This is a genomic window from Candidatus Microthrix parvicella Bio17-1, assembly GCF_000299415.1.
In the GTDB taxonomy this organism is placed as follows: Bacteria; Actinomycetota; Acidimicrobiia; order Acidimicrobiales; family Microtrichaceae; genus Microthrix; species Microthrix parvicella.
Genome location: NZ_AMPG01000004.1, coordinates 85,146 through 99,256 on the forward strand (window position 1 = coordinate 85,146; position 14,111 = coordinate 99,256).

Annotated in this window: 13 protein-coding genes; 7 read left to right on the forward strand and 6 right to left on the reverse strand. The window is 67.3% G+C overall.

The genetic code is table 11. The features are described from left to right. Positions 1-5: 5 nt before the first annotated feature. The 3 genes from MPARV_RS0116160 to MPARV_RS0116170 are packed head-to-tail and all read right to left on the reverse strand — an operon-like array spanning position 6 to position 4,273. Positions 6-794: a class II aldolase/adducin family protein gene (locus MPARV_RS0116160; RefSeq protein WP_020379004.1), complete on the reverse strand. Its 789-nt coding sequence runs from the start codon at positions 792-794 to the stop codon at positions 6-8. A 28-nt stretch (positions 795-822) separates the two neighbouring features. Further along, a complete protein-coding gene (locus tag MPARV_RS0116165) occupies positions 823-1,986 on the reverse strand; it encodes an NAD(P)/FAD-dependent oxidoreductase (protein ID WP_012223542.1) in 1,164 nt (387 codons plus the stop codon). Positions 1,987-2,029: 43 nt separating this feature from the next. Next, positions 2,030-4,273 carry an NADP-dependent isocitrate dehydrogenase gene (locus MPARV_RS0116170; protein WP_020379005.1) on the reverse strand — a complete coding sequence of 748 codons (2,244 nt, stop codon included), beginning with the start codon at positions 4,271-4,273 and terminating at the stop codon, positions 2,030-2,032. 78 nt (positions 4,274-4,351) lie between these two features. Between MPARV_RS0116170 and MPARV_RS0116175 the strand changes: the two genes are divergently transcribed. The 7 genes from MPARV_RS0116175 (at position 4,352) to MPARV_RS0116205 (ending at position 10,024) form a co-directional block, all read left to right on the forward strand. Further along, positions 4,352-5,311, forward strand: a complete 960-nt coding sequence (locus MPARV_RS0116175) for a prepilin peptidase (RefSeq protein ID WP_020379006.1) — start codon at positions 4,352-4,354, stop codon at positions 5,309-5,311. A 65-nt stretch (positions 5,312-5,376) separates the two neighbouring features. Beyond that, entirely contained in the window at positions 5,377-5,631 is a 255-nt protein-coding gene (locus tag MPARV_RS0116180; RefSeq protein ID WP_031278927.1) for a hypothetical protein, read from the forward strand. A gap of 2 nt (positions 5,632-5,633) precedes the next feature. Further along, on the forward strand, positions 5,634-6,017 hold the full coding sequence (locus MPARV_RS0116185) for a type II toxin-antitoxin system VapC family toxin (RefSeq protein ID WP_031278929.1): 384 nt from the start codon (positions 5,634-5,636) through the stop codon (positions 6,015-6,017). Between the two features lie 381 nt (positions 6,018-6,398). Beyond that, the gene (locus MPARV_RS0116190) at positions 6,399-7,010 is read left to right on the forward strand and encodes a putative DNA binding domain-containing protein (RefSeq protein WP_157789685.1); all 612 of its coding nucleotides are present in this window, start codon (positions 6,399-6,401) and stop codon (positions 7,008-7,010) included. A 324-nt stretch (positions 7,011-7,334) separates the two neighbouring features. Continuing rightward, on the forward strand, positions 7,335-7,739 hold the full coding sequence (locus MPARV_RS0116195) for a helix-turn-helix domain-containing protein (RefSeq protein WP_012229955.1): 405 nt from the start codon (positions 7,335-7,337) through the stop codon (positions 7,737-7,739). 42 nt (positions 7,740-7,781) lie between these two features. Next, positions 7,782-9,215, forward strand: coding sequence for a DDE-type integrase/transposase/recombinase (locus tag MPARV_RS0116200; RefSeq protein ID WP_020379011.1), 1,434 nt, complete (start codon positions 7,782-7,784; stop codon positions 9,213-9,215). Continuing rightward, positions 9,212-10,024 carry an ExeA family protein gene (locus MPARV_RS0116205; RefSeq protein ID WP_020379012.1) on the forward strand — a complete coding sequence of 271 codons (813 nt, stop codon included), beginning with the start codon at positions 9,212-9,214 and terminating at the stop codon, positions 10,022-10,024. Before MPARV_RS0116200 ends, MPARV_RS0116205 begins: the two co-directional genes overlap by 4 nt. Positions 10,025-10,228: 204 nt before the next feature. On the opposite strand, the gene MPARV_RS0116210 is transcribed toward MPARV_RS0116205, so the two are convergent. Genes MPARV_RS0116210 through MPARV_RS0116220 form a run of 3 tightly spaced genes read right to left on the reverse strand, consistent with a single transcriptional unit; the run spans position 10,229 to position 14,110 of the window. After that, on the reverse strand, positions 10,229-11,497 hold the full coding sequence (locus tag MPARV_RS0116210) for a nucleotide sugar dehydrogenase (protein ID WP_020379013.1): 1,269 nt from the start codon (positions 11,495-11,497) through the stop codon (positions 10,229-10,231). 19 nt (positions 11,498-11,516) lie between these two features. Next, the gene (locus tag MPARV_RS0116215; RefSeq protein WP_020379014.1) at positions 11,517-12,701 is read right to left on the reverse strand and encodes an acetyl-CoA acetyltransferase; all 1,185 of its coding nucleotides are present in this window, start codon (positions 12,699-12,701) and stop codon (positions 11,517-11,519) included. Then, on the reverse strand, positions 12,698-14,110 hold the full coding sequence (locus MPARV_RS0116220; protein WP_020379015.1) for an OB-fold domain-containing protein: 1,413 nt from the start codon (positions 14,108-14,110) through the stop codon (positions 12,698-12,700). The genes MPARV_RS0116215 and MPARV_RS0116220 overlap by 4 nt, the downstream gene beginning before the upstream one ends. Between the last annotated feature and the right edge of the window lies 1 nt (position 14,111).

Sequence of the window (14,111 nt, forward strand, 5' to 3'; positions counted from 1 at the left end):
AACTGTTAGGAACCTTCGAGGCAGTCGGGCTGCTCGGCCTCCATCCAGTCGAACAGTGGCTGCGCGGAGAACCAGCCGGCCAGCGATGAGCCGACCTGATCGCGTACGCCGCGGGCGATGTCGTCGGGAATCGGTTGGGGTTCGCCGGCCGCCATGGCCAGCAACTCGGCCTGGCAGGTGCGCTCCATGGTGACGAACCAGAACGTGGCCTCCTCCACGGTCGCGCCCACGGTGAGCGGCCCGTGGTTGGCCAGGATGGCGGCCTTGTTGCCGCCGAGCGCGGTGGCGATGCGCTTGCCCTCTTCGACATCGTTGGCGACGCCGCCATAGTCGGGGTCCAACACGTGATCCTCGAAGAAGATGCAGGCGTCCTGGGTGAGGGGGCGAAGTGGGCGGTGAAGGCTGGAGAACGCTTTGCCGTGCAGTGAGTGCGAGTGGGCGGCGGCCACCACGTCGGGACGTGCGGCATGAACCTGGCTGTGGATGGCGAATGCCGCCTGGTTGACCGGCCAGCTGCCCTCCACCACCTCGCCGTGGTGGTCCACCAGCAGCAGGTCGGCCACCCGGATCTGTTTGAACGACATGCCGAAGGGGTTCACCCAGAAGCAGTCGTCTCGCAGGGGATCGCGGGCGGTGATGTGCCCGGCGACGCCCTCGTCGAAGCCGAGGCGGCCAAAGATGCGGAAGGCGACCGCCAGACGCTGCTTGCGGTGCAGGCGTTCGTCCTCGGGGGATCGCTCGGCGAAGGGGTTGTGGGGAGTGCGCTCGACGGCGGTCGGCATGTTCGTGGCCATGGCCCCAGTCTGGCACCCGACCGGCGCGCTATCGGCCGACCAGGCGATGTGGGGTGAGCGCCGCAAGGTCGAGCGTGACCCCATCGAAGAACGCCGAAGGTGCCCCGTCCAACGTGAGGTCGGCCAGCAGACGTCCGGCGGCGGGTGCGGTCTGTATGCCGGTGCCACCCTGGCCCACGCACCACACGAAGCCGGGCATCCCAGGATCGGGGCCGATCACCATCGACTCGTCCGGGGCAAAGGTCCGCAGCCCGGCCCAGGCCGAGGCAACCGTGCGGATTCCCAGCGTGGTGGCCTCGTTGATTCGCTCGATTGCCAGGGCCACATCGAGTTCCTCCGGCTTGGCATCGCATGGCGCTGACGGTGTCTGGTCGGCAGGCGAACACAACAGCTGTGGCCCGTCGGGCTTCACGTACCAGCGATGGGCCACGTCCACCACCATGGGCCACTCTGCCGATCCAGCGACACCACTGGGTGTCATGAACGCCGTGCGACGTCGGGGTTCCAGATCGACGCCGGGCAGGCCGCAGATGCCGGCCACGACGTCGCCCCATGCCCCGGCGGTGTTCACCACTGTCGCTGCTGACAGTGTCCGGCCGTCCTCGGCGATGAGGTTCCAGCGAGGGTGATCGCCGCTGCCTGAACTGCCGCTGCCTGAACTGAGCTCGGCTGCGGCGAGGCGCCACGCCCGTTCGACCGTGGCCCCGGCGCGTCGGGCGCCCACGGTGAAGGCCTGATGCAGCGCGGCAACATCGATGTCGTCGCCTGACGGTTCCAGCATGCCCCGCCCAAACGCCTCTCGTCGCAGCGCGGGAAACAACCCGACCGCCTCGGAGTATTCGACCTCGGTGGCACCGGGATCGACGCGTCGGGCGGCTCGCAACTGTTCGTCGAGCGATGCCTCCTCGCCTGGTGGGGCCACGGTGATGACGGCCCGCGAACTCACCAGCGGGTGCTCGGCGAACCCGTCAGGTGGTTGTCGAAAAAACGGCACCGACGCCACTGTCAAGGGTCGAAGCGGTTCGGCGCCCAGGTTGGGGATGAGCTGAGCGGCCGACCGTCCGGTGGTGTGGTGCGCCAGGGTGGCCTCGGCTTCGAGCACCGTGACCGACGGCGCGCTGGGGTGGAGGGCCAACCAGTAGGCGGCCGATACCCCGGCGATCCCCCCGCCGATGATCGCTATGTCCGTCATGGAGCCATCTTGCCTCACGGCGTGATGGAACGCGACGGAAGTGTCAGCTGAACCCGTCGAGGATGGCGTTCAACGTGGCGCTGGGCCGCATGGCATCGGTGGCAGCCTGGGGCTTGGGCCAGTAATAGCCACCCAGGTCCACCGGGTTGCCCTGCACACTGTTGAGCTCGTCGACGATGGTGGTCTCGGCTTCACCGAGTTGGGTTGCCAACGACGCGAAGACCGCTGCCAGGCCGGCGTCCTCTGCTTGGGCGGCCAACGCCTCGGCCCAGTAGAGGGCCAGGTAGAAGTGGCTGCCCCGGTTGTCCAGTTCGTTGACCTTGCGGGATGGCGATCGATCCTCTTCCAAAACCCTGGCGGTGGCGTCATCCAGCGTGGTGCTCAGCAGCCGGGCCCGGGCGTTGTCGGTCGAGTCGGCAAGGTGCTCCAGCGAGGCGCCAAGCGCCAGGAACTCGCCCAGGCTGTCCCAGCGCAGGTGGTTCTCGGCCACGAACTGCTGCACGTGCTTGGGCGCCGAGCCTCCGGCGCCGGTCTCGAACAGCCCGCCGCCGGCCATCAGCGGCACGATCGACAGCATCTTGGCTGACGTGCCCACCTCGAGGATCGGGAACAGGTCGGTCAAGTAATCGCGCAGCACGTTGCCGGTCACCGAGATCGTGTCGAGGCCGTCGACGATGCGCTCCAGGGAGAAGCGGGTGGCGGCCTCGGGGGTCATGGTGCGAATATCCAGACCCTCGGTGTCCTCGTCTCCGAGGTACGCGTTGACCTTGGCGATCAAAGCGGCGTCGTGGGCACGCGTCTCGTCCAGCCAGAACACCGCAGGGGCACCGGTGGCCCGGGCTCGGCGAACGGCGAGGCTCACCCAGTCGCGCACCGGGGCGTCGGCCGCCAGGCACATGCGCCAGATGTCGCCGGTACTCACCTGGTGGGTGAGCAGCACGTCGCCGGCGCCGTCGAGCACCTCGACCACGCCGTCTGATTCGATCTCGAAGGTCTTGTCGTGGCTGCCGTACTCCTCAGCCTTCTGGGCCATCAACCCCACGTTTGGCACCGAGCCCATCGTGGTCGGGTCGAGCGCCCCGTTGGCACGACAGAAGTCGATCGCCTCGGCGTACACCCCGGCGTAGCTGTGGTCGGGGATCACGGCCAGCGTGTCGGCCGATTCGCCGTCGGGTCCCCACATCTGCCCGGAGGTGCGGATCATGGCGGGCATCGATGCGTCGATGATCACGTCCGAGGGCACGTGCAGGTTGGTGATGCCCTTGTCGCTGTTCACCATCGCCAGTTCGGGACCGGCGGCATACCCGGCGGCCAGGGCGGACTCGACCGAGGTTCGGGCATCGACGGGCAGGTTGTTGATGGCGGCATCCAACGAGGCCAGGCCGTTGTTGGGGTTGAAGCCGGCCTCGGCCAACACGTCGCCGTACTCGGCGAAGAGACCGGGGAAGAACGCCCGAACGGCGTGCCCGAACATGATCGGATCGGACACCTTCATCATGGTGGCCTTGAGGTGGATCGACCACAGCACGCCCTCGGCCTTGGCCCGAGCGATGGCGGCGGTGAGGAACTCGTCGAGCGCCACCGCGCTCATCAGCGAGCCGTCGACGATGGTGCCGGCGCTGACCGACACCGGCCCGCGCAGCTCTCGTGCCTCGCCGTCGGTGGGGGTGAAGCGGATGCTCAGCGAGTCGTCGTCGGCCACGGTGACCGACCTCTCGGTCGAACGGAAGTCGCCGTCGGTCATCGTGGCCACCCGGGTCTTCGAGTCGGGCGACCAGGCACCCATCGAGTGGGGGTGGTTGCGGGCGTAGGCCTTGACCGCCGCTGGTGCGCGTCGGTCACTGTTGCCCTCGCGCAGCACCGGGTTGACCGCCGAGCCCATCACCGAGGCGTAGCGCGCCAACACCTCGACCTCGGCGTCGGTGGCCGGTTCGTCGGGGTAGTCGGGCAGGTCGTAGCCGTCGGCCTGTAGTTCGGCGACCGCCTCCTTCAGCTGGGGGAGTGAGGCCGAGATGTTGGGCAGCTTGATGATGTTGGCCTCGGGCATCGTCACAAGTTCACCGAGCTCGGCCAGGTGGTCGTCGCGGCGCTGCTCGGCCGGCAGCCGGTCGCTGAACGCGGCCAGGATCCTTCCGGCCAGCGAGATGTCGCGGGTCTCCACGTTGACGCCCGACGCCCCGGCGAACGCGGCGATCACCGGCAGCAACGATCGGGTGGCCAGCGCCGGTGCCTCATCGGTCAGGGTGTAGATGATCGTGGAGGCGGTGGGCTTGGTGGCGTCGCTCATGGAGGTCCTGTTCTGTCTCGTCGTTCTGTCGAGGGTAGTGCCGATGGATAGTGTCCACCCACCGAGGTTGGGGGTGCGATGGAGACGGTGATGTTGGTGGTGATGCTCGCCGTCTTCGGTCTGGCGGTGGGGTCGTTCAGCTGTGTGGTGATCGACCGCCTGCCGATGCCCCTCGATGAGCCCAACGAGTTCGGTGAGACGTTTGGGATGAGGCCGTGGGGCGAGGTGGCCGGTGGCCGCAGCCGCTGCTCGGGTTGTGGCACCGAGGTGCCGGCGCACCTGAATATTCCGGTGTTCGCCTGGCTGGCGCTGCGAGGCAAATGCCGTAACTGCGGCGCGACGATCGGCGCCTTTCATCCGATGGTGGAGGCGTTGGTGCCGGTGCTCTGGATCGGCCTGGCGCTGTCGTTGGGCTGGGGCTGGACGCTCGTTCCCATGCTGTGGTTCGTGCCCGTCGCCGTCATCGTCGGGGTGATCGACCTGCGCACCCTGATGGTGCCGACCAAGCTGGTGTGGCCGGCCGCAGCCGTGTCGGCGCTGCTGATCGGCGCGTCGGCGGTCGCCGAGGGCGAGGCGAGCATCGCCGTCGGCGCTGCGCTGGGCGCCGCCGTGCTCAGCGGCGCACTGTTCGCCATCTGGTTTGTGCGCCCGGACGGCCTGGGGTTTGGCGACGTGCGCCTGGCCGTGCTGATCGGCCTGCACATCGGCGCACTGGTCGGCAGCGGAGGGAAGATCCTGGCGGTCTTCGCGGTGGTGCTGACCATGGGGGTCGCCGCCATCTTCGGACTGATCCTCGGCGGCGTGCTGTGGGCGCTCGGCAACCGCCGCACCGCCCCCGTCGGAGCCGTCCCCGCCGCGGAAACCGACGGTGCGTCGCAAGCGACCGACCCGTCAGATATCGAGACCGATCAGGAACGCGAAGCCGACGTCGCTACCGGCATCGCCAACCTGGCGGTGCCGTTCGGCCCGGCGCTCTTGGCTGCGGCCTATGTCGTGGCTGTCGTCTCACCTCAACTCATCGACAACCTGGGTCTCTAGCGTCGGCTGAAGGAAGGGTGGCGAACCTGGCAAAAGTGGTCGGTATTACTGGTTATACTCATTCCATGAAGACAGCGGTATCTATCCCGAACGACCTTTTCGAAGCGGCTGAGCAGGTGCGTCGCCAGTCTGGAGAGTCCCGCAGCGCGTTGTATGCAGCCGCGATCCGTTCGTACCTCCTCCGGCGTAGTGGTGGGGTCCGCCAACCCGGGTCGTGGGCGGGGCGCTTCGAAACCCATGAGACCGAGGAGGAGGCCATCGAGTCCGACCCCGATGTCGTTGCCATGTTTGCAGCGTCTGCCGAGATTGAGGATCTGTAGCGGTGGCGAGGCTTCTTCTCGACAGCCATGTCGTGAAGTGGTGGCTGGACGACCATCCCATGTTGGGTCCGGCAACGCGTGAGCTGATCACGGAATCGCCAGACGTTGTGATCTCGGTTGTGACCCCCTGGGAACTCGGAATCAAGCGCGCGTTAGGCAAGTTGAGCTTTCCCGATGGATTGGTCGAGGAGATCGAGGCGAACGGCTTCTCCATGCTGAGCATTTCCCCGGCGCACGCCGAAACTGCTCCCAACCTGGCGATGCACCATCGCGACCCGTTTGACCGCATGCTTGTGGCGCAGGCTCAGTGCGAGGCGTTGACCCTGGTCAGTGCCGATCGGCAGTTGCTGCACTATGCCGTGGAGCTCTCAAACGCTCGCCTGTGAGGTTGAATCGAGTTGCCGGCGCCGTCATCGTGACAAAACCACTGCTACGACCCTGCCAAAACCGCGACTACGGCGCCGCGAAAACCGCTACTCCGACCGGATGCCCAACACTTGACCGGGTTTTGTGATCGGCTGCTCAAGAATGTGGAGTCGGAAACGTCCTCAAGATGGTCCTCCTCGAAGCTCGACGTACCCTGCGGTCAAGCGCATCTGTTCGGCGGGTGCGGCGTGGTCGCTTTCTCGCCTCAGCCCGTCGATAGCCTGGGATCATGAGTGGTTTCGCCAACCTGATCGGTGGGTCCGAACAGGACAACATCGAGTGGAAGCGCGACCCAAAGAACCGTGACCAGCTTCGGCGGGCGAAGTCGCTCGGCTGACGTGTTGTTCGATCAGCACCCCGTTTCGGGAACCAACATTGCCGATCTCGACCTTGAGCTCTTCCGGTCGACTTATTTGCATGCGGCCGTCGACCCGGATGTGCTGGCCGAGAACGAGCGGACGCTTGCCCAGCAACTGGCATCGCTGGGCATGATCGATCCGAAATCGGAAGAGGCCCGCGTCTTGGGCCTGCTCGTGGTTGGTGCCGACCCGTCGAGTGTCGTTCCAGGTTTTTATGTACAGTTCGTTCGCTATGAGGGCTCGGACGAGTCGTCGCACGTGGTTGACCAAGAAGAGCTCCGGGGCAACCTGATCGGCCAGCTCGACGTGCTGGGTCGGCTGCTCACCTCAAACATTCGGACGTCGGTCGAGGAAGTCGGGGGGCTCCGCCAGGAAAGCCGACCCGACTATCCGCTCGCAGCGCTGCGAGAGTTGGTGCTGAACGCGCTGACTCACCGCGATTACGAACACTTCAACGCCCCAGTTCGGTTGGTGTGGTTTGACGACCGAATTGAGGTGTCCAGTCCGGGTGGGCCCTTCGGCGTCGTCACCAAGCAGATGTTGAGCGCCAGGTGGCCTGAGGATGGGGGCCTGGGTTTGGGACAGTTTGGGTGAGGATGGGGTGGTCCTCAGTGGAGTTGTCGTTGGTGTGGGGGGTGGTTGAGGCTGGCCGGGTCCTGGACGCGCAAGGGCCCCCTCGTCAATCTCTTGGCCGAGCAAAACGAGAGGGCCCTTCACAATCGGTGCGGAGCACCAACGTTGTTGACTGTAGGGAACGATCGTGTTGCCGTCGAGGCGGCTCTGTGTTCGGGCGGGTTGGTGTGTCCCGGGTGCAGGGGGGTGTTGGGCCCGTGGGGGTCGGCGCGGCCCCGCCCGATCCGTGTCAATGGCGGGCAGGTGACCGTTGAACCGCGCCGGGCTCAATGCCGAGGATGCCTGGTGACACACGTGTTGTTGCCGGCGATGTGTTTGTTGCGTCGCCGTGATGGGGTCGAGCAAATCGGCTCGGCGTTGTTGGCGTTCGGTGATGGTGGGGGTCACCGGTCGATCGCTGACCGGTTGGGGGTTCCTGCGTCGACGGTGCGGGGCTGGTTGCGCCGCTTCAATGCGAAAGCCGCGTTTCTGGCTGGGCAGTTTGTGGCGGTGGCCCGCCGGTTGGACCCGTCGTTGGGCCATATCCGGGGGAGGGGTTCCCCGGCCCGCAAAGTGTTGGAAGCCGTTGGTGTGGCCGCTGCTGCGGCGGTCCGTCGGTTCGGTCCCGGCAACCGTTGGTTCTTCGTCTCGGCTGTTTCCGGCGGGAGGCTGTTGAGCAACACGAACTCCCCCTTTCAGGCGAACAGCTGACCGGCAAACCTGGGCCCACACCAACGAAAGGGCCCTCCCCACATGGAAGACAACCACCGCCGCGACATTGCGTTGTTTCGTTACTCGCTGATCAGAGAGGCTGCTGACCCCGAGCTGTCCCCAACCGAACGCGGGGCGCTGGTCCGCCGTCTGGCGGCCCGTGAACACGTCGGCCCGACAGGCCAGCGGGTGACCGTTGGGCGTTCGACGTTGGATCGTTGGATCCGCCTGTGGCTCGCGGGCGGCTATGACGCTCTGGTGCCCACAGAACGGGCCCGGGCACCTCAGATCCCACCGGTCGTGATCGAAACAGCTGAACGGCTACGCCGTGAGCAACCAGCGCGGACCGCCGCCCACATCGTCGAGCTGCTTGCCGTCGAGGAGATGGTGGTGTCAGCACGCACGTTGCAACGCCATTTCGTTCGGGTCGGGCTGCACCGCAAAGCCCCGACACGTCGGGCGTTCGGCCGGTTCGAAGCTTCAACGATCAACGAGATCTGGACCGGTGACGCGATGCACGGCCGGTTCCTTGTCGCCGGGGCTCACAAGCCGGTCCTGTTCGCGTTTATCGATGACCACTCGAGGCTGATCGTCGGCTGGAAATGGACGTTGGCCGAGGACACCCTTCGGGCCGGGAACGCGCTCCGCGAGGGGCTCACCCGAAGGGGTGTCCCGACGGGCTGTTATCTCGATAACGGGTCGCCGTTTGTGTCTGCCCAGTTCGGTCGGGCTCTCGCCAAGATGGGGATCCGATTGTGGCACTCCAAACCCGGTGAACCCGCCGGGAGAGGGAAGATCGAACGGTTCTTTCGCACGGTCCGCGACCAGTTCGAAGTCGAGCTCCTCACCGGTGTTGAGACGATGGCCGAGCTCGAACGGCTCTTCGCTGGCTGGGTTGAACAGCACTACCACCGGCAGATCCATTCCGAAACCGGTCAGACCCCGATCGAACGCTTCGACGCGGCGGCCGCCAACACGCCGCCGGTGTTGCCCTCCGCTGACGCGGTCCGCGAGGCGTTCTTGTGGTCAGAGACCCGCCTCGTCACCAAAACCGCGACGGTGAGCCTTCACTCCAACCGTTACGAAGTCGAGGCCGCGCTGGTTGGCCGGCACGTCGAGTTGGTCTTCAACCCGTTCGACCTCACCCGCATCGACGTGTTCTACGAGGACCGTCCCGTCGGCAAAGCCATCCCACACGTCATCACGCGCCACACCCACCCCGCAGCACGCCCCGAGCCCGAACCGGACCGGCACCACCACGCAGCCTCAGGGATCGACTACCTCGGCATGATCGCCAACAAGACCGACGACCAACTCCACCAACAGATCGGAGGCGAACCCGACATCGACTACCAGGCCCTCATCGAGACCACCGACCCCGACCAAATGCCGGGCCAATACCAAATCCCCACCAACCCCACCACCAACAGCACCGACCCCGACAGCACCACCATCGAAGAGGACAACCGCCCATGAGTATCGACGCGCTCCGCACCCACTACGGGTTCACCCGCATGCCATTCGGGAAGAACATCGCCCCCGGGATGGTCCATCACCACCAAGCCCACGACCAAGCAGTCGCCCGGATCAGCTGGGCCATCAACGAAACAGCGATCGGGGTTGTCACCGGTGAGGTCGGCGCCGGCAAAACCCTCGCGATCCGCACCGCGACCGGCGCCCTTGACCCGTCCCGGCATCGGGTCATCTACCTCCCCAACCCCGCTGTCGGAACCCGAGGGCTCTACTCCGCGATCGTGACAGCGCTCGGGGGGACACCCCGGTTCCACAAATCGGCGCTCATCCCCCAAGCCACCGACGCGCTCGCCGTCGAAACCAACGAACGCAACAAGACCGTTACCGTCATATTTGATGAAGCACATATGTTGCAGAGCGAACAACTCGACGAGATCCGGCTTCTCACCTCAGCGGACATGGACGCCACCTCACCATTCGCGTGCCTCCTCGTTGGCCAGCCCACCCTCCGCCAACGCATGAAACTCGGGGTGTTCGCCGCGCTCGACCAACGCATCTCGCTGCGCTGCGAACTCACCGGCATGACCCCCGACGAAACCGCCAGCTACGTGGCGCACCACACCGCCCTCGCCGGGCGGACCGACACCCTCTTCAGCGCGGACGCCGTCGGGCTGATCCACCAAACCTCCCGGGGGCTGCCCCGCGCGGTCAACAACCTTGCTGTCCAAGCACTCCTCGCCGCCTACGCCGCCAACACCGGCATCGTCGACGAATCCTCCGCACGGCAAGCCGTCAAAGAAACCACCGCCTGACCCTCCAACCGCCCGCCCCAGCCAAACCCCTGGACACCCAACATGAGCACCCACACCCCAAAACCATCCTCACCCAAGACGACCGCTCCATCCTCAACCTGGCCGGCGATCAACAGCACGTCAAACGCGTCCGCCACGCACTCTGGCCCCAACCCGACGGCCCACCCCTCATCACCATCCTCCCTTAACTGGACGGTATTGGGGTTAGAGCCGCTCGACGTTGGCGGCATTTGGGGCAGCCGAGGTGCAGTCGAGCACCCAGGGTGCGGCCGCCACGACGTCGCCCAACCGGAAGTCGCTGTGGGGCACCAGCACGACGACGGCGTCGGCCGCCGACGCAGCGTCGGTGAGCGCAGCGGCGTCGCCGTCGATGGTCGCCACCCCGTCGGGGAACTGCTCGAACGGCACGTGCGGGTCGGCCAGGGTGACCTGGGCGCCCAGCGACAGCAGCCCGGCCACGATCGCCCGGGTGGGGGTCTCCCGGGCGTCGGAGGTGTCGGCCTTGTAGGCCAGCCCGCACAGCAGCACGTTGCGGCCCCGCACCGGCAGCTCCCGATCGTTGAGGCCGGACTGGATGCGACGCACCACGTAGTCGGGCATGTGGTCGTTGACGTCGTTGGCCAGCTCGACGAACCGGAACGACGTGCCCAGCCGGCGCCGCACCCGCCACGACAGGTAGGTGGGGTCGATCGGCAGGCAGTGCCCACCAACGCCCGGGCCGGGACGGAACGACATGAAGCCGAACGGCTTGGTGGCTGCGGCGGTGACCGCATCGCCGATGTCGATGTCGAGGTCGTGGGCAAACATGGCCAGCTCGTTGACCAGCGCGATGTTGACGTGGCGAAACGTGTTCTCGAGCAGCTTGGTGAGCTCGGCCACCTCGGTGGAGCCCACCGGCACCACCGTCTCGACGAAGGCGCCGTAGAACGCAGCCACCGCATCGGTGGAGCGCTGATCGATACCGCCCACCACCTTGGGGGTGTTCTCCAGGCGCCACGTGCGGTTGCCCGGGTCGATGCGCTCCGGGCTGTAACCCAGGTGGAAGTCGATGCCGGCCCGCAGGCCGCTCCTGGCCTCGAGGATGGGCCCGACCACCTCGGTGGTCGTACCCGGCCAGGTGGTGGACTCCAGCACGACCAGACCGCCGGTTTTTAACATGCCGCCCACCATGGCGGCGGCGGCCTCGACCGCCCCCAGGTCGGGGGCACCGTCGGTGAGCGGCGTGGGCACGGTGATGACCGCCACGTCGAAGCCATCCACCTCGGCCGGGTTGGACACCGCCCGGTAGCGGCCGCTGTCGAGGGCGGCCCGCACGGTGGCCGACGGAATGTCCTCCACGTGGGATCCGCCACCGGTGAGCAGGTCGGTCTTGGCCGGGTCGGTGTCGAACCCGGTGACGTGAAAGCCGGCTGAGACGGCCGCCATGGAGACGGGCAGACCGACGTAACCCTGGCCGACGAGCAACACGTTCATGATGGGGGTTCCCTGTTTGTTAAACGCCGAAGATGCCGACGAAGCTGACCATCTCGCCCGGGTAGCCACCCAGGTTGTGGGTGAGGCCGAGGCCCCGGTCGGCGGTGGCGATGCGGCGGTCCTCGGGGGCCTCGCCCCGCAGCTGCAACCACAGCTCGTAGATCATGCGCAGGCCGGAGGCGCCGACCGGGTGGCCAAAGCTCTTCAGGCCGCCGTCGGAGTTGATGGGCAGGTCGCCCTTGAGGTCGAAGACGCCGTCGGTGACGTCGGTGTAGGCCTCGCCGCGCTTGGAGAAGCCCAGGTCCTCCATCAGCACCAGCTCGGTGGGCGTGAAGCAGTCGTGCACCTCGGCCATGGCAAGCTCGGTGCGGGGGTCGGTGATACCGGCCTGCGCGTAGGCGTCCTCGCCGGCGGCGACGCACTCGGGGAACGTGGTGTAGTCGTAGTCGGGGTCCAACAGGCCCGAGCCGTTGCCGGCCACCAGGCTGAGCGCCTTGATGTACAGCGGGTTGTCGCAGTACTTGTGCGCATCCTCGGCCCGCACGATCATCGCCGCGGACGACCCGTCGGCCACACCGGCGCAGTCGAACACGCCGAGGCGCCCGGCCACCGCCGGCATGGCGCAGATGGCGTCGACGTCCATCTCCTTGCGGAACTGGGCCAGCGGGTTGCGGGCGCCGTTGTAGTGGTTCTTCGAGGCGATCGTGGCCAGCACGCGGCGCAGGTCGTCCTCGTCGATGCCGTAGCGGCGGGCGTACGCGGGTGCGACCAGCGAGAACATGGCGGCGGCGGTGAGGGTGCGCTGGGTGCCATCGGTGGGGTACGGGAAGGCGTTGAGGCCCTGATAACCGCCGTCCTTCACCTTCTCGACGCCGACCGCCAGGGCGGTGTCGTAGGCGCCGGACGCGACGGCGTAGGCGGCGTTGCGCAGCGCCTCGGAGCCGGTGGCGCAGTAGTTCTCCACCCGGCTGACCGGCTTGCCCTCCAGCTTGAGTGGACCTGCGGCCATCATGCCCGAGGCGCCCGACTGGGAGGTGCCAAGCCAGTAGGCGTCGATGTCGTTGGGGGTGAGGCCGACGGCGCCGGTGGTCTGGGTGACCGCATCGACCAGCAGGTCGTCGGCACCCTTGTCCCAGTGCTCCTTGAAGGGTGTGCACCCCATCGAGACGATGGCGACCTGATCGGAGATGCCGTGCGAACTCATGATTGCGCTCCCGCTTGCTCACCCGTTCTGACCAGGCGGCCCTTCCAGAAGTAGTTGGCGATGCCCTCGGCCATGTTGAGCCGACGGAAGGTCATCTCCACCTTGGAGCCCACCTCCACCTCGTCGGGGCGGCAGTCGGTGAGCTCCACCGGCAGGCGGCCGCCGCCGTCGAAGTCGACCACCGCAAACACCACCGGGGGGGACTGCGAGTACACCAGCTTGTCGACCGTGAAGGTGACGATCGTGGCCTGCACGTCGGCCATCGGTGCGGGCTCCATGTCGTCGAGGGCCTGGCCCTTGAACGACACCCGGGCCGGGGGCAGGTGCAGTGCGCCGCTGGTGCGGTCGCGGCTGCCGACGAAGCCGTACTTCCAGTCGGCGTGCCGCGCCGCGGCGGAGGCCGACGGGCGGTTGGGCGGGGGGCGGTTGGGCGGCTGCTGGGTGAGCACGCCTCGCCACGCCATGAAGCGGGAGTAGGCGAGGTTGTCATCACCGGTGGCCACCTGCTGGGCAATGGTGCGGTGGCCGGCGTTCTCTGCCTTGGTGCCGGTCGCCCGGAACGCAACTGCGTCGGCGCCGTCGGCCAGGTGCAGGATGACAACGGTGGCGCCGGCGTCGTGGCGCTCGAGGGCGTCGATGAGGCGCAGCAGCGGGTCGGTGCCGCCGGTGTTGCCGACGGTGGCGGCCAGCGGGTTGGCGTCGGCCCCCACCTTGCGGCCGACCGCCTTCACCGCCCGGCCGGAGCAGCCGGTGACGATCAGCTCGGCGACGTCGCCACGGGGCAGGCTGAGCTGTTCGAGCAGGCGGTCGAGTGCGCCCAGTGCGGCTGCGGTGAGCTGACCCTCGCCGAAGCGCTCCTCCCACGCCCGGGCGTTGGGCTCGTCGGGCAGGCGCCAGCGGTCAAGGAACTCGCGCGAGGCGCTGGCCGAGCCGAGAAACTCTGCCAGTAACGGACCGTCGGCCTCGTCGCCGAGCAGCAGGGCGGCGCCGGCGTCGCCGCCGTCGACCTCGTCCGGGGAGCCGGGCAGGCCGGTGCGGATGTCGGCGGCGGTCACCAGCACCCGCTGGGTGCCGCAGGCGGCGGCGATGAGCGCGCCGAGGCCGGAGCGGGCGGCCCCACCGAAGTCGAGCGCGGGCACCGACTCGTCGAGGCGCAGCGCGGCGTGGATCACGCCGGCGTTGGACTTCTCCAGGTAGGTGGGTTCGGCCGTTGCGAACCACAGCGCTTCAGGTTGCAGCGCTTCGATCGCCTGACGGCTTGCTGCTACCGCCAGGGTGGACGTGTCCTCGTCGAAGGACGCCACCGCCCGGGAACCCTTGGCGCCGCCGGAGCCGAGAAACGACCCGATGGCCGAGCGTTGGAGTCGGTTGTGGGGGATCGAGGCCCCGGAGGAGAGAATGCCGCGCACG